This is a genomic window from Tunturibacter gelidoferens (assembly GCF_040358255.1).
GTDB classification, from domain to species: Bacteria; Acidobacteriota; Terriglobia; order Terriglobales; family Acidobacteriaceae; genus Edaphobacter; species Edaphobacter gelidiferens.
This window is the reverse complement of record NZ_CP132938.1, coordinates 748,646-766,711: the sequence shown is the minus strand read 5'-3', so window position 1 is coordinate 766,711 and position 18,066 is coordinate 748,646. Positions and strand designations below refer to the sequence as shown.

Genomic DNA, 18,066 nt, shown 5'->3' with positions numbered 1-18,066 from the left:
CTCTTCCCTCGGTCAATAGCTTACAGCCGACTCGGTTTGACTTCATCTCCCACGATGCTAGCCTCGAAGTTGCGAAGCAAATTTCGCATCCACAGGAGCGCATCAGCAAATGAAGGTCAAGGAATGAAGGTTCTGGTAATCGGCGGCGGCGGTCGCGAGCACGCTATCGTCTGGGCTCTCCTAAAATCGTCTCAGGTCACCGAGGTCCTCTGCGCTCCCGGCAACGGCGGCATCGCCGCGCTCGCCCGCTGCATCCCCTGCGACCCCGGCAACCTCCACGAACTGGTCAACATCGTCTCTATCGAGCAGCCCGCGCTCACCGTCATCGGCCCCGAACTCCCTCTCTCCATCGGCCTGGTCGATGAGCTCACCAAACGCGGCCACCGCGTCTTCGGCCCCACGCAAGGCGCAGCCCAGCTCGAGACCAGCAAAGCCTTCGCCAAGGAGTTCATGCAACGCCACGCCATTCCCACCGCGGAGTATGGCATCTGCACCACCCTCGCGCAGGTCCGCGAAGAGCTCCCTCGCTTCGCCGTCCCCATCGTCGTCAAAGCCTCCGGCCTCGCCGCCGGCAAAGGCGTCGTCATCTGCGAGACTCACCTTCAGGCCGAAGCCGCCGCTGCCGAGATGTTCAGCGGCTCCCTCCTCGGCACGACGGAGGAGGCAGTCGTTCTCGAGGAGTTCCTCACCGGCGAAGAGCTCTCCTTCTTCGCTCTCTGCGACGGCACTCACGCCATCGAAATAGCCTCCGCGCAGGACCACAAGCGCATCGGCGAAGGTGACACCGGCCCCAACACCGGCGGCATGGGAGCCTACTCCACCGACGGCATCGCCACGCCGGCCATGCGCAGCTGGCTCCTCCACAACGTCGCGCAAAAGGTAGTCGACGGCATGCACTCCGAAGGCGAACCCTTCAAAGGCATCCTCTTCTGCGGCATCATGATGACACCGCGCGGCCCCATGGTCCTCGAGTTCAACACCCGCTTCGGCGATCCCGAAACCGAAGCTATCCTCCTCCGCCTCGAGACCGACATCCTCGATCTCTTCAACGCCTCCATCGACGGCACCGCCAACGAGCTCAGCATCAACATGCGCCCCGGAGCCAGCGTCTGCGTTATCGCGGCCAGCGGCGGCTACCCCGGCAAGTACGCCTCGGGCAAACCCATCTCCGGCCTGCCCGACAACTCGATCGGCGACGCGAGAGACAAAGCCAAAGAGGAAGACGTGGTCATCTTCCACTCCGGGACAGCCCTCAAAGACGGAAAGACCGTCACCGCTGGAGGCCGAGTCCTCGCCATCTCCGCCTTCGCGCCCGATCTGCAAACCGCCCTCGACAAGGCCTACGCCCAACTCGCGAAGATATCCTTCGAAGGCATGCAGTTCCGCCGCGACATCGGCCACCGTGCCTTACGCTAAGAACCAACATAGAATCTGTTGCCGTTGTCGTTGCCGTCGCCGCTGCCGTTGTCGTTTTTGTTGTCATTCCGCAGCGCAGCGGAGGAATCTGCTTCTCTACCACAAACCTATAACCCAGCTATTCATCTCCTGTTGAAGCCTCCGTTGCCCTCGAAGCGTCCAATAAAAATGGACAAGAAACAACTCGGCAAATCTGATCTCTTAATCTCCCCCATTGGCTTCGGCGCATGGGCTATCGGTGGCGGCGACTGGGCCTTCTCATGGGGCCCCCAGGACGACAACGACTCAATCACCGCCATCCACAAAGCACTCGACCTCGGCATCAACTGGATCGACACCGCCGCCGTCTATGGCCTAGGCCATTCCGAAGAGGTCGTCGGCAAAGCCGTCAAATCCGCATCACAAAAACCCTACCTCTTCACCAAGTGTTCCATGGTGTGGGACGACAAGCGCGAGATCACGAACTCGCTCAAACAAATCCGCCGCGAAGTCGAAGACAGTCTTCGCCGCCTCCAAGTCGAAGCCATCGACCTCTATCAAGTCCACTGGCCCAAGCCAGACGAAGACATCGAAGAAGGCTGGACGGTAATGGCCGACCTGCAGCGCGAAGGAAAGGTCCGCTGGATCGGCGTCTCCAACTTCAGCGTGTCCCAGATGGAGCGCGCCATCAAAATCGCCCCCATCACCTCCAACCAGCCGCCTTACTCCATGCTCAACCGCGCCATCGAAGCCGAGATTCTCCCCTTCACCCACAAACACAACATCGGCACCATCAACTACGCCCCCATGCACTCAGGTCTGCTCACCGGGGCCATGACCAAAGAGCGCGTCGCCTCCTTCCCCAGCGACGACTTCCGCCGCAACGCAAAGAACTACCAGGAGCCGCTCCTCTCCCGCAACCTTGCCATCGCCGACTTCCTGAAAACCGTGGGCACACGTCACAACGTAACTGCCGGCGTCGTAGCCATCGCCTGGACGCTTCACAACCCCGCCATCACCGCAGCCATCGTCGGAGGCCGCAACGCCAAACAGGTCGAAGGCGTCACCCCCGCCGTCACCTTCCGCCTCACCGAAGCCGAATACGCGGAGATCAACGCCTTCCTCGCCGCACATCCATAAAACCGAAACATTAAGACAGGGCTGCAGCAAATACACGCGCTTTTTATGCGCAGCCCTGTCGCGACCAGTCGAACATTCTTATGACATCTTTCGTAAATAGGAAAAGGGAGAAGACCATGACCGAACCAGCTCTCACCGCGCACGAACTCATCGCCTGGGTCGAAAAAACCTCCACCGGCTGGCGCAACCTCTTAGCCGCCCACCCAGAACTGCTCGCTGTGCCCTGCGACGTTAACAACGTTCAATCCGTCGCCCAGCTCCTGCAGCACATCGTCGCCGTTGAGCTTCGTTTCGCCGAGCGCCTCTCCGATCTCACCGCGACCGACTACACCAGCATCTCCTACGACTCAGTCGAAAAAATATACGCCACCCACGACCACGCCTTCGCACTCGTCCACAAACTCCTCGCCTCCGAGATGGACTGGGACCAACCCATCGAGTTTTCGACCCGCGTCATGGGCCCCGCACGGTCCACTCCCAAAACGATCTTGTTTCACCTTCTACTGCACAGCATCCGTCACTACGCACAACTCGCCACCCTCGCCCGCCAGCAAGGCATCAAGCCCGCCTGGGGAATGGACTACCTCCTCATGAACCTCGAGGCGGTCTGATCCGTCCAGTTCGTCAAATCAACCCTTGCCACGCATCTTTTGACAAAAGGTCGGACCACCAACTAAAGTGACTCCCATGCGCAGAGTCAGGCCTCGTCTTCCGCTCTCCCTCGCACTTTGCCTCCTTCTCTGCCTCTCCGGTCTCTCCCTCGCACAAGAGCGCCCCGCCATCACCGGCATCGCCTTCATCCGCATGTACACCGCCGATCCAGCTGCCTCCGCCACCTTCTACGGCAAAACTCTCGGACTGGGCCACGCAGAGAGCGACGGCATCACTCGCTACTCCGTCAACGACCTCCAGTGGCTGGAGGTCGAAGCCCTGCCCAACCCCGCACCTGCCAGTCGCCTAGCAGCAATCGCCTTCACCACCCACGACGCCACAGCCCTGGAGCGCTTCCTCAAAGCTCACAAAGTCGTCATAGAGCAGCCTCTCGCCCACGAAACCTTCGCCGTCCACGACCCCGAAGGCAACCTCGTCTACTTCGTGCAAGAGGGCACCAAAATCCCAGGCCTTCCCATCACCTCGCCCGACGCCACCTCCCATCGCATCATCCACACCGGCTTCCTCGTCAAAGACGCCGCCGCCGAAGATCGCTTCTACAAGGACCTCCTCGGCTTCCGCCCCTACTGGCACGGCGGCATGCAGGAGGGCAAGACCGACTGGGTCAGCCAGCAGGTTCCCGACGGCACCGACTGGCTCGAGTACATGCTCTACGACACCACTCCCTCCGCCAAACAGCTCGGCGTCCTCAATCATTTCTCACTCGGCACCAGCCAGATGAGTGACGTCGTTGCATCCCTCGCCCGCAACAAATGCGAAGGCCCCAACTGCGCCAAAACCCAGATGGGCAAAGACGGCAAGGTCCAGCTCAACCTCTTCGACCCCGATCTCACCCGCGTTGAATACATGGAGTTTCAGCCCTCCGGCACGCCCTGCTGCTCTCCAATCCTAGGCAAAGCACCCACCGAAGCCGAAAACCGCTAGACAGCTGAACCGCTAACACCACCAGCTCGAAGAACTCCAGGAGCATCGATCATGCCCACCCGCCGCGACTTCCTCCGCCTCTCCGCCCTCGCCACCGCCGCCGGCTGCACCCTCGGCCGCCTTCCCTCTGCCTTCGCCGCCGACGCTCCCTTCGTCTACGGTGTCCAGCTCTACATGGTCCGCAAAGAGGCCCCGCAAGATCTCCCAGGCATCCTCCACGCCATCCGGCAGATCGGCTACACCCAGATCGAGCTCTTCCCCATCGTCTATACCCACCCCGCGCCCGAGCTCCGCCGCATCGTCGCCGACTCCGGCCTCGGCCTCGTCTCCGCCCACTTCGATTATGCCAGCGTCCCCACCAAAATCGACTACGCCCATCAGCTCGGCCTCGAGTACATGGTATGCCCCATGATCCCCCCGGAACACCCGGGCCAGTGGACTCTCGACAACTTCCATAAAGCCGCCGCCGACTTCAACACCTGGGGCCATAACGTCCACGACGCCGGCATGCAATTTGTCTTTCACAACCACTGCTACGAGTTCGCCCCGCAGGGCACCACCACCGGTTTCGACGAACTCATGCAGCACACCGACCCAGCCCTCGTGAAGCTCGAGTTCGACATGTACTGGCTCGCCCAGGCCGGCCAGGATCCCCTCACCATGCTCACCCGTTACGCCAACCGCGTCTGTCTCCTCCACCTCAAAGACCGCATCGTCAACGCCCCCACCGGCTTCGTCATGGGCCCCACCGCCAAGCACATCACCGAGATGGGCAAGGGAACTCTCAACTGGCCCGCCATCTTCGCTCAGGCCCACAAGCAGGGCATCCGCTACGCCTACCTCGATCAGGACGACACCGCCCTCCAGATCCTCGACAGCCTCAAAGAAAACTTCGCCTACCTCCAGACCATCAAGGCATAAGGCGCAGTTCAATAGCCATCAACAGACTCCCGCATCCGAGTGCGTACACCGCCTGCACTCTCTGCAGAACGTGTGATTCATCCGGTGAGCGCAGATCATCAGCGCGCTCCCCGTCATCGTCACCGCGACTTCGTATCCGTGGGAAGGCAGCCGTTCCCCAAAGAACGCCCCAACGAAGATAAACGCCAGCCCGAGCGCCATTAACCCGAGAATGCGTTTGCGCCCATGCGTCCGAGATCCCTTCACCAGCGCCATTGCACCAAGCGCTGCGACCCCTACCGCCAGCGCACGATGCGTCCTCTCCTCCCCCGGAATAAATCGAGCCATCACCACCGACATCGAGACCATAACCGGCGTCACAACACAATGCACCACGCAGAGAGCAGAGGCCCACACGCCAAGACTATCTGCAGAAAAAGTTGAAGCACGCAACGAGGCATTCATATTTTTGAAGATTCTTTCAGAGAAGAGATTCATCAGCATCCTGCTGTGTCAATCATGCTATTGATATTACATTATCAATTATAGACCGTCTGAGCGCAGCGGAGAACCTCCCTGCCGACTCGAAGCCTTACGCCGTCGTCACCGCAGGTAGAATCTCCGACACATCCACCCACTGCGTCGGATAGTCCCCGGTATAACAAGCCGTGCAGAAGCTCCCCGGCGACAACCCATCCGCCGGCTCTCCCTTCGTGCAGGAGTGCGTCAGCCCCACCAGGCTCAGGTACGCCAGCGAATCCGCCTCGACAAACTCGCGGATCTCTTCGATCGACTTGTTCGCCGCAATCAAATCTTTCTTCGAGGGCGTATCCACCCCATAAAAACAAGGCGAGATCGTCGGCGGACAAGAGATCCGCAGATGCACCTCCGTCGCCCCAGCTGCCCGCACCATCCTCACAATCTTCCGCGAGGTCGTTCCGCGAATGATCGAGTCATCGATCAACACAACACGCTTTCCCTCCAGCAAATTCCGCATCGGGTTCAGCTTCATCCTCACGCCGAAGTCCCGCACTCTCTGCTCCGGCTGAATAAACGTGCGTCCCACATAGTGGTTTCGAATCAGCCCAAAATTAAACGGAATCCCTGATTCCGCCGCATACCCAATCGCTGCCGTCACGCCCGAGTCCGGCACCGGCACGACCAGATCCGCCGGCACACCCGACTCCCGCGCCAGTTGCCGCCCCATCTCTTCGCGCGACTGCTGCACCCAACGCCCATAGATCTTCGAGTCAGGCCGTGCAAAATAAACATGTTCAAACACGCAGCTCGCCTGCTCGGTTGTCGTGTTGAAGTAGCGGCTCGTCACGCCATCTTCCGACACCATCACCAGCTCACCCGGCTTTACATCGCGCTCGTACTTCGCATGCAGCAGGTCGAACGCACACGTCTCACTCGCAAAAACAAACGTATCCGGCGCGCCGTCTTTACCCTCAATCCGCCCCATCGCCAGCGGCCGAAACCCATGCGGGTCCCTCGCCGCGAAGATGCGGTTGCGCGTCATCATCACAATCGAAAACGCGCCTTCCACCTGCATCAAAGCCTCAGCCATGCAGTCAATCAGGGTGTTCTTCGTCGAGTGCGCAATCAATTGAATGATGATCTCGGAGTCCGACGTCGTCTGGAAGATCGCTCCATCGCGCTCCAGCCTCTCCTTCGCCGTCCCCAGGTTGATCAGGTTGCCATTGTGCGCAATCGCAATCAAACCCTTCGTACTCTCCACCGAGATCGGCTGCGCATTCAACAGCGCAGAGTCACCCGTGGTCGAGTACCGCGTATGCCCAATCGCAATATGCCCCGGCAGCCTGCCCAGCACATCATCCGTAAAGATCTCCGACACCAACCCCATACCTTTGATGTCGTTCACTTGGTACCCATCCGCGCTGGCAATCCCCGCCGACTCCTGCCCCCGGTGCTGCAGCGAATAAAGCCCCCAGTAGGTCATCCGAGCCGCATCAGGATGGTTATAAATCGCCATTACTCCGCACTCTTCGCGAAGCTTATCGAACGGCGTCTCGTCTTCTTCATCCACCTCAGATATCGTCATCTCGACCGCAGCGGTAGCGTAGTGGAGAGACTCCCGCATTTCGTTCTGCGCTGCTATAACTTTCTCAGGAAGATCGCTCATGCCGTCACCACCTCTGCGGCCAACTGCTCCTCCAGTGCCCCCGTCCACGATCCCTTCAGCGCGGAGACCGGTTCATCAATAACTTTCTTCCCGTTGATCACAACTTCGAAGTTGTCCGCGGTGATCTCCCCCAGAGAAGCCATCCACACCTTGGGATGCTCGGCGAGCACAGCCCGAATCGCCTCCACATGCCCTTTATCCGTAGAAACAATCACTGAAGATCCAATCTCACTGAAGAACCGCTCCTTCAACGCGAACGGCTCCATCTCCGACACGTTCATCGACACTCGAATACCCAAATCGCGAGGGAAGCAAGCCTTCGCAAGCGCAACTACCGAACCCCCGTCCGAGATGTCCGTAGCCGAAGCCAACACACCCTTCGCAGAAAGAGCCGCAAGCGCCTTATGCAGCGCAGCCTCTTCGCCTAGATTCAGCAAGGGAGGCTGTCCCCACAACTCACCCATCACCGTCTTCGCGTACTCGGTCGAACCAAACTCCCGTTCGATCTTCCGCCCCTCGCCCTGAAACGCCGAGAGGAACAGAATCACATCGCCCGCCTTGCGAAACGCAGAGGGCACAGCCTTCGTCACGTCATCAATAATTCCAACGATCCCCAGCACCGGCGTCGGATAAATCCCCTCACCCTTGGTCTCGTTATAAAGCGAAACATTTCCACCCGTCACCGGAGTACCCAGCGCAATACAAGCCTCGGCAATTCCATCGATCGCCTGTGAGAGCTGCGCCATAATCTCCGGCTTCTCAGGATTGCCAAAGTTCAAACAGTTCGTTGCCGACACCGGCATCGCGCCCGTACACGCAACCTTCCGTGCCGCCTCAGCAACAGCATGCATCGCACCCAGCTTCGGATCGAGATAAGTCCATCGCCCGTTGCCCGCAAGCGCCATCGCCAATCCACGGTCGCCCTTCACCGTCTCGGTAAACTCATGCGAATCATCTGGATCAACCACAGGATTCGTAGCATCCGGGTTGTCGTTCGCAAGCGTCGCCTCACCCTGCGGGGTGGATGAAGCTACCAGATTCGCCAGTTTGCCCAGCAATCCCTCAGGGCGAGGAGCACCCGAGCTCTTACCCGTACCCTTAATTCGAATCACGCCGGCCTCGCCACCGGGCCCCTGCACCGTGTTGGTCTGCACCATGGAGTCATACTGCTCGAACACCCATCGCTTATCGCAGACGTTCGCGCTCGCCAGCAGCTTCTTCAAATCCGCCGTGTAGTCCCGAGGCCTCTTCAACTCTTCCAGCACATGCGCCGGAGGATCCAGCGGCACCGGAGCCTTCCAAACCCCGACAGGCCGGTGATACAGCGGCGCATCGTCGGTCAGCGATCGATTCGGAATATCCGCCACCAGCTCTCCATGCTGCGTAATCACCATATTCGGCTTCTCTGTCACCACTCCGACGATCGAAGCATCCAGCCCCCACTTCGCGAACACATCCAGAACCTCTTGCGCCCGCGCCTTGTCGGCCACCAGCAGCATCCGCTCCTGCGACTCCGACAGCATAATCTCGTAGCTCGACATCGATGTCTCGCGCTGCGGTACCAGATCCAACTCCACCGTCAACCCAAGATCGCCCCTCGCACCCATCTCACACGTCGAGCACGTCAACCCAGCCGCGCCCATATCCTGAATCCCAAGCACGGCACCCGTAGCCATCGCCTCCAGGCAAGCCTCCAGCAGCAGCTTCTCCAGAAACGGATCGCCCATCTGCACATTAGGCCGCTTCTGTTCGGAGCCTTCGGTGAACTCCTCGCTCGCCATCGTCGCGCCATGGATCCCATCGCGGCCCGTCTTCGCGCCGACATAGATCACAGGATTGCCAACGCCCGTAGCCTTCGCATAAAAGATCTCATCGCTGCGGACCAGCCCCAGCGCAAACGCATTCAGCAACGGATTGCCCGAATAACAGGCCTCAAATCGCGTCTCTCCACCCACGTTCGGAACGCCAAAACAGTTCCCGTATCCAGCCACGCCATGCACCACACCCGTAGCGATCTGGTGATTCCGCCGCCGCAGCGACTCGTCTGCCTCCGCCTCATCCAGCGGCCCAAACCGCAGCGAATCCATCACCGCCAGCGGCCGCGCATTCATAGTAAAAATATCTCGCAGAATCCCGCCCACACCCGTAGCCGCACCCTGATAAGGCTCGATGTAGCTGGGATGATTGTGCGACTCGATCTTGAACGCACAAGCCCACCCATCGCCCACATCGATGATGCCGGCGTTCTCCCCCGGCCCCTGCACCACGCTCCCCGGCCCGGTCTTGCGCTCGCCCTTCGTAGGCAACCGCCTCAAATGCACCCGCGAAGACTTATACGAGCAGTGTTCCGACCACATCACAGAAAAAATCCCCAACTCAGTCAGGGAAGGGGTGCGTCCAAGCGCCGTTTCGATGCGCGTGTACTCCTCCGGAGTGATACTGTGCTGCTTGAGCAGCTCCGGAGTAATGGTAGCTGGGGAGGGGGCTTTGTCTTGCTGGGCTTGCAGATTTGGCATGGCTCGCTATTAAGATTGTCGCACGCTAAGCCCCCTGCTGCACCTTACCGCCGCTCCAGCGCCGCCCGATCCCACCTCGCCACATCCGCTGCCGCGCCATACGAGCTCTCCAGAAACTCCATCATCGCCTTCTCGGGAGCCGCCAGCGCCCGCACCGCGTCGTACTTGAACACAAACTCCCCCAACGCTTTATCCCATCCCGCACCATCAGGCCGAATCTTCGCCTCCGCCAGCCCCTCCGGCACTGGAGCCGCATAACAATAGAACGCCGCCGCCCCATACCCACCATTCCCCGGCCAGAAACCCGCCGAGATCACCTCATGCGAGTAAGCCTCCCGCTGAATCTTGTCCGCACCGGGACGAGGTGGCGCAGACCGCCCAGAGAACCGCGTCACCGCCAGATCGAAGCTCCCCCAGAAGAAGTGCACCGGGCTCACCTTCCCCAGAAACCCTGTCCCCCACGCACGAAACACCTTCTCCGCATGCACCAGCACCTGCCAGAAGCGATGCACATACTCCGGATCATACGTAGCGTGTTCCGTATCAAGATCAAACCGGATCGGTTTCGCCAACTCGCAAGGCATCGGATCGATCTTCACCGAAACCCCAAGCTCCTTCAGACAACCCAGGTACTCCTCATAAAAATCCGCCACCGTTCGCGCCTTCAGCTTCATCACCTGCGTCCCACCCGACCCCATCCGCAGATGCAGCTCATGCGCCAAAAAATCAAACTCGATATCCAGCACATCATCCCCATAGTCCATCGCCGAGGTCCCCAGCCCCCGCGCGGTCACATACAGCGGCACGTTCCACCAGTGATTCTGCAGCGGAGTCAGCGCCAATCGCGTCTTCCCCACAATCTGCGTCCACATATGCAGCGTATCCGCCGTCGCCGCCCAGTCCCCCCACGCAAGCTCTGGCCACTGTGCCACTCCACTCATAACCCCTCCCGCGACTCACAAACCACACGCCGAAGCATACGCCGCATCCGAAAACCTAGCTCCCCGTACTCCCAAACCCCTTCGCGCCCCGCGAAGCCTCCACCAACTCACTCACCTCTTCAAACGCCGCCTCAATCCGCCGCACAATCCGCAACTGCGCAATGCGATCCCCGGCCGTGATCTCCACCGCCGCCGCGCTCAAATTCGTCATCACTACCTTGATCTCCCCCCTGTACCCCGGGTCGATCACCCCTGCCAGCGTCGTCACCCCGCGCACCGCAAGCCCCGACCGATCTTCCACCAGCGCCCCATGCGTCGAAGGAAACTCCATCGCCACTCCCGTGGCCACTGGCATCGTCGCTCCCGCCTCCAGCGTCGCCCCATCCACCGCATAAAGATCCGCCGCCAGGTCCCCAAACTCTCCCGTATGCGCGTACCTCGGCATCTGAGCCTCCGGCCGCAACTTCACCACCCGAATCCGCACCACATCTCCCAACTCCAATGCCATCCATCCTCCAAAAAAATCCGACGAAACTCTATTCTCACCCGAACCGGAGTTACTACCTCGTTATCCACATCCCCCATAGCATCCAACATTCCGGTATCCCACCTTTGGGGGAGAACCACGTGCTCATTTTTCGGCTTTTCCTCCGTCTCCCAGCGTCCAATCAGTAGCGAGGGACGTCTTGATATGCAGTGCCCGAAACAACAGGAGAGTCGTATCGTGGCCATCAACGCCGACCAGCTGACTGCAACTCCTTTGCACCGAACAACTGACCCTTTGCCAACCGTCTGGTTGAAACGCCTCATCGACAGCGGCACCCTTTACATCCCCCAAAACCTCAACCCCAATCAGTTCGCAACCCTGCAAGCCATCACCCTGCTCCTCTCCTATCCGGGCTCGCGCTACGCCGCCTCCCGACTCGACGCAACCCTCGCCACCAGCGCCAGCGAGGCCGAACCCGACGCGCCCGCGCCCCCCATCACCTTCGACTACCGCCTCGGCCTCGACGAGATCGAAACCATCACCCGCACCCGCACCGGCTACTCCTTCACCGAGCTACCCGCCGAGCTGCAGGACGCCATCCTCAGCCTCATCGCCACCCGCGACCTCACCACGCGCAAGCTCGACCTCGCCCGCTGGCTGGCAGACCTCCACACCCACACCCTCGCCCTCGCCGCCTGACAGCAGATAGCAGGAATCACCCCGCTATCTGCTCCCGTAGTCTAGTGAAACTCATCCGCGCTAGGCCCATAGATCGCCGGCACCTTCGCATCGTTCAGCCTCAGATAAACCGTAAGCTGCCCACGATGATGTGCCAGATGACTCAGCGCGCCATTCGAAATCGTGACGTATCTCGGCCCCTCCGATAGCACCTGCGAATCCATCTTCAGCCGCCACGTCTTCATCAAATGGTCTTCCGTCGTATTCTCCAGCGCCTTCCGCGAAGCCTTTAGCCCATCCTCAAGCAGCAAAAGCAACTCCGCCCGCGTCTCCACCGCCTTCGTCTGAAAACTCTTTCCATTCCCATTTAAATCCAGTTCGTCGTGATCGATCATTAACGCCACCCAGCCAGGCATCGTCGCCACTAGCGCCGCCAGCTTCCCCAACTCCATCGACTTCTCATGCGGCTTCCAGGAATTCTGCCCCTCAGGCACCCTCTCAATCGCCTTCCGTGACGCCTCCGCTTCGCACTCCAACTGCTCCAGAAAATATCTCTTGAACTCCATCGCACTTCCTCCTCAGAAAGCCTCGGGCTCTCACTTCGAAAGTTAGTCGCCCATATATGACATCTGCTGTCATATTAAAGAAATAACTCTATTGGGAAGCGAGGGCAGCCAATCCAATGAAGTCCGACCGCCTCCTCTCCACCCTCATGCTGCTTCAAGCTCACGGCCGTCTCTCCACCCGCGAGGTAGCCGAGCGCCTCGAGATCTCGCAGCGCACCGCCCATCGCGATATGGAAGCTTTATGTACAGCGGGCATTCCCCTCATCGCCCATCGCGGCGCAACCGGCGGCTGGGAGCTGCAAAGAGGCTGGCGCACCAAAGTCCCCGGCCTCGACGACGCCGAACTCCAGGCCCTCCTCATGGCCCAGCCCAGCGCTCTCGGCGACCGCAAACTCACCGCCGCCGCCCAGCGCGCCTTCGACAAGCTCATGGCCTCCATGCCAACCGCCATGCGCCTTCAAGCCCACTCCATTCAGGCCCGACTTCACATCGACCCCACCGGCTGGAGACCCTCCCCCGAAGACCTCTCTATGCTCCCCATCGTGCAGGACGCCCTCGCCCGCGACTGCAAACTCACCTTCCTCTACACCCGCGCCGACGGCGACACCAGCACCCGCACCGTCGACCCTCTCGGCCTCGTCTGCAAACAAACCGTCTGGTATCTCATCGCGCAATCCCAGGCAGGCACCCGCACCTACCGGATCTCTCGCATGCACGAAGTTGTCGTCCTGGCTCTCTCATCTACCCGGCCGTCCAACTTCGATCTCGCCGCCTACTGGAAGCAAAGTACCGCAGCACTCAAAGACCGCCACCAGACCATCTCCACCATCCTTGCGCTCTCGGACGAAGCCGTCGCATCCATCGAACGTTGGTGTCCCATGGTTCCTGCGCTCAACCATCGCGCAGCACGAACCCTGCACAAGGGCTGGCGTCTCTTCCACGTGGAGTTCGAAAGCTACCGGCAAGCCCGCTTCGTCGTCCTGGGCTTGGGCTCTCGGGCAGCCGCCATTGCGCCACCCGACCTCCGCAAAGACATCAAAGCCGAAATCCGCCGCATGCATCGTGTCTCGTAACGACTTCGAATGCAAAGTCGAATCAACTCCAGTCAGACACGATTTCGCGGTTCAACTCGTTCTCATAAAAAGCGACGTTATCGCTTCCGCATCCTCAAGCTCTGCCAACTTCCATCCACCGTCCACCCGCCATCCACCGCCAGTGCCTGCCCATTCACAAACCCGCTCTTCTCCGGATCCGCCAGAAACAGAATCGCCTGCGCAATATCCTCCGGCGCTGCAAATCGCCCCATAGGATTCACGCCCTCAATATCAGCATCGTTGTAACCGCCGCCCGCCTGATCCGCCACATCCATCTCCGTCTTCACCCACCCCGGACACACCGCATTACACCGCACCCCGCGCCCACCCCACTCCGCCGCCAGAGTCCGCGTCAGCCCGATCAGCCCATGCTTCGAAGCGTTGTAGGCCGAACGATCGCCAATCCCCACCAGTCCCGCAATCGAAGCCACATTCACAATGCTGCCGCTCCTCTGCTCCAGCATCATGGCGCCGAACGCCTTCGCCAGCAGAAACGGAGCCAGCAGATTCACCTCCAGCACCCGCAGAAACGCCTTCCCCTCCACTGTCTCCGCCGGAGCAATAAAGCTGATGCCCGCATTATTCACCAGCACATCCACGCGACCCCACCGCGAGCGCACCACCTCAACCGCGCGCTTCACCACCGCCTCGTCCGAGATATCCCCCAACACCTCTTCGACCTCGACCCCAGCCTTCTTCACCGCCTCCACCGTAGCCGTACAAGCCTGCAGATCCATCAGCAACAACCCATACCCCGCCGCAGCCAAAACCTCCGCCGCCCTACGCCCAATCCCCTGCGCCGCCCCCGTAACAATCGCAACCTTCATACCTCCCGAGATTACTGCACCGCCCCTTCCACCAGCGAGTCAATTACGCCATTGCCACTGCCACCGCAACGTCAATCGCCGTTGTCGCTGCAGTCGCTGTTGCAGTTGTTGTTGCCGTTGCTGTTGAGGCTGCCGTCGCCGTTGCTGAGGCCGCTGTTGCAGTTGCTGTTGCTGTTGCTGTTGCCGTTGAGGTTGCCTTCTTTCTCTCAACAATCAAAGCCACGTCATCCTGAGGGAAGTTGCTCACGGCATCTTGTGAGCAATGCAGCCGAAGGATCCCCGTATTCGCATTTGTATTTGTGCTTGTCTTTGCCGTTGCCTTTTTGTTGTCATTCCGCGGCGCAGCGGAGGAATCTGCTGTTGCCCTTCATTTTTGCCGTTCGACAAAAGTTCTTGCGACCGGCTCACAGCAACACCGTGAGCCGCGCAGTGGAGAAACCCTTTCCTCTTCGCGTCCCAAACTCTTGTCAAGTCCCAAACACAACAAAACCCACTCCAGCCGCGGCTTTTCGCGTGGCGTATTAGTTTCATTCCACAAGGTAAAATGGGAAGGTATAGATGAAAAAGTGTCGTACAGACTCTATCCCATCCAACAGAAACGCTAACCCGTTTGATATGACGTATTTGCCTCTAACCCCTTTGAATGCAATATTTTGGAAGGACCGATTTTAGGATATTATTGAAACGAAGCGACTTAGTTTGGGGTACCCCCCGGGGGGGGGCGGCACCCCGCACCAGCAGACTTTCACCACCAAACAACGTTGACCCCCCTCGCGGAACGCGATACACTCATTAAGTTTGGCGCTGCAACCCCTGTGTCTTCATCTCAAGGGTTGCAGGGACGACAGGCTTAGGCCCGGCGGTCATTGGAAACTCAGACTGCGATGGCTTGACCGGTTGGCTTACTGCAGTGCTCCTGTATGCGCCCCATGCAGCACAATCTACTTTGAAGAAAGCGGTCAGCACGCGATCGCTTGAGGTTCTAGTCATGTACGCAGTCATCCGCACCGGCGGCAAACAGTATCTGGTCTCCCCTGGCGAGAAGTTGAAGATTGAAACCACCGCCCACGAGAACGGCAACATCGAGTTCTCAGACGTCCTCGCCGTCAGCGGTGAAGCAGGCAAGTTCGAGTCCGACCTCACCGGCGCCAAGGTTCTCGCATCCGTCGTCGGCGAAGGCCGCGGCGAAAAGATCCTCGTCTTCAAGCTCAAGCGCAAGAAGCAGTACAAGAAGATGCAGGGCCACCGCCAGAACTTCGTCGAGGTCAAGATCAACGAGATCCTCGTCAACGGCAAGAGCTTCAAGGAAGCATAAAGAAACAGCTTCTCTGCGAAAAGTTTTGTTTTACTTCCGTTTCCAGATTCAGTGAGCGCAAAAGCCCAGAGGGCAGCGCGAAAGAGGCAATCGAATGGCACATAAAAAAGGTTTAGGTTCTTCCAAAAACGGCCGCGACTCAAACGCCCAGCGGCTCGGAGTCAAAGTATTCGGTGGTCAGACGATCCTCGGCGGCGGCATCATCGTCCGTCAGCGTGGCACCCCGCTCAAGCCCGGCGCCAACGTCGGTCGCGGCAAAGATGACACTCTCTTCGCTAAAGTCGACGGCATCGTCCGGTTCCAGGACAAGGGCCAGCACGGCCGCTTCGTCAACGTCGATCCAGCCGAGCTTACTTCCGTTCCTGTCTAGTCGCCAGCAGTCACCAACAACTGGCCAAAAGTCACCATAAAGTCACCGCGATTTTGGATTGGAAACCCTGCCTCGGCAGGGTTTTCTAGTCTCGGACTGTCGTCCGACCTTACTTCCTCGCAACCAAAACAGGCTTGTTCTTCTCATTCAGCCCAATTCGCCCCATCGGCGTCTCGTGATCGTGCGTAAACAGCACCAGCCAGTTCTCCGGAATCGCCCGCGCATAAAACCGCTTCCGCTGCGCAATCGTCTCCACCGGATCCAGGTCGTACCCCATCACCCAGGTCGGATCCAGATGCGAACTAGTTGGAATTAAATCCGAAATATAGCAGGCATGTTGACCCTTCGACTCGATATGAACCGCCATCAACTGCGCCGTGTGACCAGGGAAAACCTCCACGCTAACGCCCGGACAGATCTCCGGATTCGCCCTGATTCCAGCATCGTCGAGCAGCGTCATCTGCCCCGACTCAACCAGCGGATCATAGTTCGGCGACAGATAACTCACCCGATCCCGATCCAGCTGCAGACGACCATGTTCCACCTCGCCACGATGCGCAAAGTACCGCGCATTCGGGAACGTCGGAGCTACCGAACCATTCGGATGCAGCGTGGTATTCCAACCGCAGTGATCAAAGTGGAGGTGAGTGTTCACCACAACATCCACCTCCTCAACCTTCACGCCCGCCGCAGCGAGCGACTGGGGCAGAAGCTCCTGGTTGCACTGGATCTCCCGCATCTTTGCCGACTGCTTGTTGCCGACTCCAGTCTCGATCACCACCGTATTCCTGCCGGTTCGCACCACCACCGTATTCAGCCCCAGCAGAATACGGTTCTGCTCATCCGCCGCAGCTCGCTTCTCCCACAACGGCTTTGGCACAACGCCGAACATAGCGCCGCCATCCAGCTTGTAGGTCCCATCCGTACAAACCGTCAGCTCGAAGTCCCCAACCTGAGTTCGTGCCCGAACCAACTCCCCAGCCGAGTCGTACAGCCGGCTCCCGTCATCAACGCCCATAAGTCCCTCACCCACATCCTAATGTGAGGGATATAGTCGAGAGGTAGACAGTCAGACCCGCGAAGCCGCCAGCAACTCTACGCTGGCCGCAACGTGCTCTCCAGGAGCACCAGCGACCATTCCCGCTGTCGCTGCCGCAGTCACCAGCGCCCCCGACGTAGGAGCACGCTTGCTCTGGAAGCACTGCCTGCAAAGCACCGGCCGCCCCTGTGTCGGCTTGAACGGCACAGTAGTCTCCACCCCGCACTCGGAGCACTCGGTACGAGTCTCGGTTCTTGACAGGCCTGCCGCCGCCGGTCCCGCGCCAGCCTTAAGCCCCACCCCGGACCGTTTGGACTTGCATGGCTTACAGCGCTTCGGGTCGTTCTTGAATTGTTTGTCGAAGAAAAAGAGTTGTTCCCCGGCGGTGAAGATGAACTCGCCGCCGCAATCTGCACAGGTTAATAGCCGATCCAGAAATTCCATGCCGCTTCTCCCGTCCTACGGAAAGGAAGAACACCCGAGGGCTCGATCGTGGCAACGCCGCAAGGGGCTTACCTTTGCTGATGACCATTACTTTGGATTTGAAGGGGGCCCGAAACTGCGAGTTCGTGGAATTTGCTCAGATTTGCCGGTCAATGTGAACCCGTAATCAGGCTCTGTCTGCCGGGGCTAGTCAATGGCGGGAGTCCATCTCTAGCGGTTCAGGCGGCCGTCTCTTCAAACTCGCTGATAGAGGAAGAGACGGCACGTCGTGGTTGGGGAGCTAACTAATCCTGCTCCTTACGGACCTTCTTGCGATTGCGCTTGCGTGCAAGCGCTTCTTTCACACGCTTCTTCTCACCTGGTTTCAGATAAAAAGAGTGACGCTTGACTTCCTTGATGATGTCTTCCGTCTGCACCTTGCGCTTAAAGCGCCGCAGGGCATTCTCAAGGGGTTCGCCTTCTTGTACTCGAACCTCTGCCAAGAAAAATACACCTCCAAACACTCCCAATCGGGATATATCCAGAATACGCCCCTTCGTCAAGAAAATCACATAAATCGTTGGTAATTCGAGGCCGGATACCGACTCTTGCGAAAGCTGAAATCTTTTGCAT

Annotated in this window: 19 protein-coding genes; 9 read left to right on the top strand and 10 right to left on the bottom strand. The window is 59.3% G+C overall.

Translation table 11 applies throughout. The annotated features are described in order from the left end of the window. Window positions 1-123: 123 nt before the first annotated feature. The 5 genes from purD to RBB81_RS03620 all read left to right on the top strand — a co-directional run bounded on the left by purD (window position 124) and on the right by RBB81_RS03620 (window position 5,052). Window positions 124-1,416 carry a phosphoribosylamine--glycine ligase gene (purD, locus tag RBB81_RS03640; RefSeq protein WP_353072747.1) on the top strand — a complete coding sequence of 431 codons (1,293 nt, stop codon included), beginning with the start codon at window positions 124-126 and terminating at the stop codon, window positions 1,414-1,416. A 168-nt stretch (window positions 1,417-1,584) separates the two neighbouring features. Next, on the top strand, window positions 1,585-2,535 hold the full coding sequence (locus RBB81_RS03635) for an aldo/keto reductase (RefSeq protein ID WP_353072746.1): 951 nt from the start codon (window positions 1,585-1,587) through the stop codon (window positions 2,533-2,535). Window positions 2,536-2,651: 116 nt separating this feature from the next. Further along, window positions 2,652-3,146 (top strand): DinB family protein, encoded by a 495-nt coding sequence (locus RBB81_RS03630; RefSeq protein ID WP_179580296.1) that lies wholly within the window; start codon window positions 2,652-2,654, stop codon window positions 3,144-3,146. A gap of 76 nt (window positions 3,147-3,222) precedes the next feature. Then, window positions 3,223-4,131 carry a VOC family protein gene (locus tag RBB81_RS03625; RefSeq protein ID WP_353072745.1) on the top strand — a complete coding sequence of 303 codons (909 nt, stop codon included), beginning with the start codon at window positions 3,223-3,225 and terminating at the stop codon, window positions 4,129-4,131. Between the two features lie 51 nt (window positions 4,132-4,182). Continuing rightward, window positions 4,183-5,052: a sugar phosphate isomerase/epimerase family protein gene (locus RBB81_RS03620; RefSeq protein ID WP_353072744.1), complete on the top strand. Its 870-nt coding sequence runs from the start codon at window positions 4,183-4,185 to the stop codon at window positions 5,050-5,052. 18 nt (window positions 5,053-5,070) lie between these two features. Here RBB81_RS03620 and RBB81_RS03615 read toward each other — a convergent pair whose 3' ends face one another. The 5 genes from RBB81_RS03615 to dut all read right to left on the bottom strand — a co-directional run bounded on the left by RBB81_RS03615 (window position 5,071) and on the right by dut (window position 11,142). Further along, entirely contained in the window at window positions 5,071-5,529 is a 459-nt protein-coding gene (locus RBB81_RS03615; protein WP_353072743.1) for a MerC domain-containing protein, read from the bottom strand. 94 nt (window positions 5,530-5,623) lie between these two features. Continuing rightward, window positions 5,624-7,096, bottom strand: coding sequence for an amidophosphoribosyltransferase (purF, locus tag RBB81_RS03610; protein WP_353073891.1), 1,473 nt, complete (start codon window positions 7,094-7,096; stop codon window positions 5,624-5,626). Window positions 7,097-7,173: 77 nt separating this feature from the next. After that, window positions 7,174-9,693: a phosphoribosylformylglycinamidine synthase subunit PurL gene (gene purL, locus RBB81_RS03605; protein WP_353072742.1), complete on the bottom strand. Its 2,520-nt coding sequence runs from the start codon at window positions 9,691-9,693 to the stop codon at window positions 7,174-7,176. Between the two features lie 44 nt (window positions 9,694-9,737). Then, on the bottom strand, window positions 9,738-10,634 hold the full coding sequence (locus RBB81_RS03600) for a DUF5996 family protein (RefSeq protein WP_353072741.1): 897 nt from the start codon (window positions 10,632-10,634) through the stop codon (window positions 9,738-9,740). A 55-nt stretch (window positions 10,635-10,689) separates the two neighbouring features. Further along, window positions 10,690-11,142, bottom strand: a complete 453-nt coding sequence (dut, locus tag RBB81_RS03595; protein WP_353072740.1) for a dUTP diphosphatase — start codon at window positions 11,140-11,142, stop codon at window positions 10,690-10,692. Between the two features lie 216 nt (window positions 11,143-11,358). Between dut and RBB81_RS03590 the strand changes: the two genes are divergently transcribed. After that, window positions 11,359-11,820 carry a hypothetical protein gene (locus RBB81_RS03590; RefSeq protein ID WP_179580283.1) on the top strand — a complete coding sequence of 154 codons (462 nt, stop codon included), beginning with the start codon at window positions 11,359-11,361 and terminating at the stop codon, window positions 11,818-11,820. Window positions 11,821-11,861: 41 nt separating this feature from the next. On the opposite strand, the gene RBB81_RS03585 is transcribed toward RBB81_RS03590, so the two are convergent. Further along, complete coding sequence (locus RBB81_RS03585) at window positions 11,862-12,365, bottom strand: DinB family protein (RefSeq protein WP_179580281.1); 504 nt, start codon at window positions 12,363-12,365, stop codon at window positions 11,862-11,864. Between the two features lie 116 nt (window positions 12,366-12,481). Here RBB81_RS03585 and RBB81_RS03580 point away from each other — a divergent pair, with 116 nt between their 5' ends. Then, entirely contained in the window at window positions 12,482-13,438 is a 957-nt protein-coding gene (locus RBB81_RS03580; RefSeq protein WP_353072739.1) for a helix-turn-helix transcriptional regulator, read from the top strand. A gap of 77 nt (window positions 13,439-13,515) precedes the next feature. On the opposite strand, the gene RBB81_RS03575 is transcribed toward RBB81_RS03580, so the two are convergent. Continuing rightward, complete coding sequence (locus tag RBB81_RS03575) at window positions 13,516-14,286, bottom strand: SDR family NAD(P)-dependent oxidoreductase (RefSeq protein WP_183791044.1); 771 nt, start codon at window positions 14,284-14,286, stop codon at window positions 13,516-13,518. A gap of 988 nt (window positions 14,287-15,274) precedes the next feature. Between RBB81_RS03575 and rplU the strand changes: the two genes are divergently transcribed. Further along, on the top strand, window positions 15,275-15,601 hold the full coding sequence (gene rplU / locus RBB81_RS03570; RefSeq protein WP_179580272.1) for a 50S ribosomal protein L21: 327 nt from the start codon (window positions 15,275-15,277) through the stop codon (window positions 15,599-15,601). A gap of 94 nt (window positions 15,602-15,695) precedes the next feature. Then, on the top strand, window positions 15,696-15,971 hold the full coding sequence (gene rpmA, locus RBB81_RS03565) for a 50S ribosomal protein L27 (RefSeq protein WP_179580270.1): 276 nt from the start codon (window positions 15,696-15,698) through the stop codon (window positions 15,969-15,971). 109 nt (window positions 15,972-16,080) lie between these two features. Here the strand turns inward: rpmA and RBB81_RS03560 are convergent, their stop codons facing one another. From RBB81_RS03560 to rpsU, 3 genes are all read right to left on the bottom strand, one after another. Further along, the gene (locus tag RBB81_RS03560; RefSeq protein ID WP_353072738.1) at window positions 16,081-16,989 is read right to left on the bottom strand and encodes an MBL fold metallo-hydrolase; all 909 of its coding nucleotides are present in this window, start codon (window positions 16,987-16,989) and stop codon (window positions 16,081-16,083) included. Window positions 16,990-17,040: 51 nt separating this feature from the next. Beyond that, window positions 17,041-17,454 carry a zinc-ribbon domain containing protein gene (locus tag RBB81_RS03555; RefSeq protein ID WP_179580266.1) on the bottom strand — a complete coding sequence of 138 codons (414 nt, stop codon included), beginning with the start codon at window positions 17,452-17,454 and terminating at the stop codon, window positions 17,041-17,043. A 284-nt stretch (window positions 17,455-17,738) separates the two neighbouring features. Beyond that, window positions 17,739-17,936, bottom strand: a complete 198-nt coding sequence (rpsU, locus tag RBB81_RS03550) for a 30S ribosomal protein S21 (RefSeq protein WP_014267628.1) — start codon at window positions 17,934-17,936, stop codon at window positions 17,739-17,741. Window positions 17,937-18,066 lie beyond the last annotated feature (130 nt).

Bases quoted from the DNA above. Each gene is read 5' to 3' on its own strand.
- purD (WP_353072747.1), top strand. From the start codon at position 124: ATGAAGGTTCTGGTAATCGGCGGCGGCGGTCGCGAGCACGCTATCGTC.
- RBB81_RS03635 (WP_353072746.1), top strand. From the start codon at position 1,585: ATGGACAAGAAACAACTCGGCAAATCTGATCTCTTAATCTCCCCCATT.
- RBB81_RS03630 (WP_179580296.1), top strand. From the start codon at position 2,652: ATGACCGAACCAGCTCTCACCGCGCACGAACTCATCGCCTGGGTCGAA.
- RBB81_RS03625 (WP_353072745.1), top strand. From the start codon at position 3,223: ATGCGCAGAGTCAGGCCTCGTCTTCCGCTCTCCCTCGCACTTTGCCTC.
- RBB81_RS03620 (WP_353072744.1), top strand. From the start codon at position 4,183: ATGCCCACCCGCCGCGACTTCCTCCGCCTCTCCGCCCTCGCCACCGCC.
- RBB81_RS03615 (WP_353072743.1), bottom strand. From the start codon at position 5,529: ATGAATCTCTTCTCTGAAAGAATCTTCAAAAATATGAATGCCTCGTTG.
- purF (WP_353073891.1), bottom strand. From the start codon at position 7,096: ATGACGATATCTGAGGTGGATGAAGAAGACGAGACGCCGTTCGATAAG.
- purL (WP_353072742.1), bottom strand. From the start codon at position 9,693: ATGCCAAATCTGCAAGCCCAGCAAGACAAAGCCCCCTCCCCAGCTACC.
- RBB81_RS03600 (WP_353072741.1), bottom strand. From the start codon at position 10,634: ATGAGTGGAGTGGCACAGTGGCCAGAGCTTGCGTGGGGGGACTGGGCG.
- dut (WP_353072740.1), bottom strand. From the start codon at position 11,142: ATGGCATTGGAGTTGGGAGATGTGGTGCGGATTCGGGTGGTGAAGTTG.
- RBB81_RS03585 (WP_179580281.1), bottom strand. From the start codon at position 12,365: ATGGAGTTCAAGAGATATTTTCTGGAGCAGTTGGAGTGCGAAGCGGAG.
- RBB81_RS03580 (WP_353072739.1), top strand. From the start codon at position 12,482: ATGAAGTCCGACCGCCTCCTCTCCACCCTCATGCTGCTTCAAGCTCAC.
- RBB81_RS03575 (WP_183791044.1), bottom strand. From the start codon at position 14,286: ATGAAGGTTGCGATTGTTACGGGGGCGGCGCAGGGGATTGGGCGTAGG.
- rplU (WP_179580272.1), top strand. From the start codon at position 15,275: ATGTACGCAGTCATCCGCACCGGCGGCAAACAGTATCTGGTCTCCCCT.
- rpmA (WP_179580270.1), top strand. From the start codon at position 15,696: ATGGCACATAAAAAAGGTTTAGGTTCTTCCAAAAACGGCCGCGACTCA.
- RBB81_RS03560 (WP_353072738.1), bottom strand. From the start codon at position 16,989: ATGGGCGTTGATGACGGGAGCCGGCTGTACGACTCGGCTGGGGAGTTG.
- RBB81_RS03555 (WP_179580266.1), bottom strand. From the start codon at position 17,454: ATGGAATTTCTGGATCGGCTATTAACCTGTGCAGATTGCGGCGGCGAG.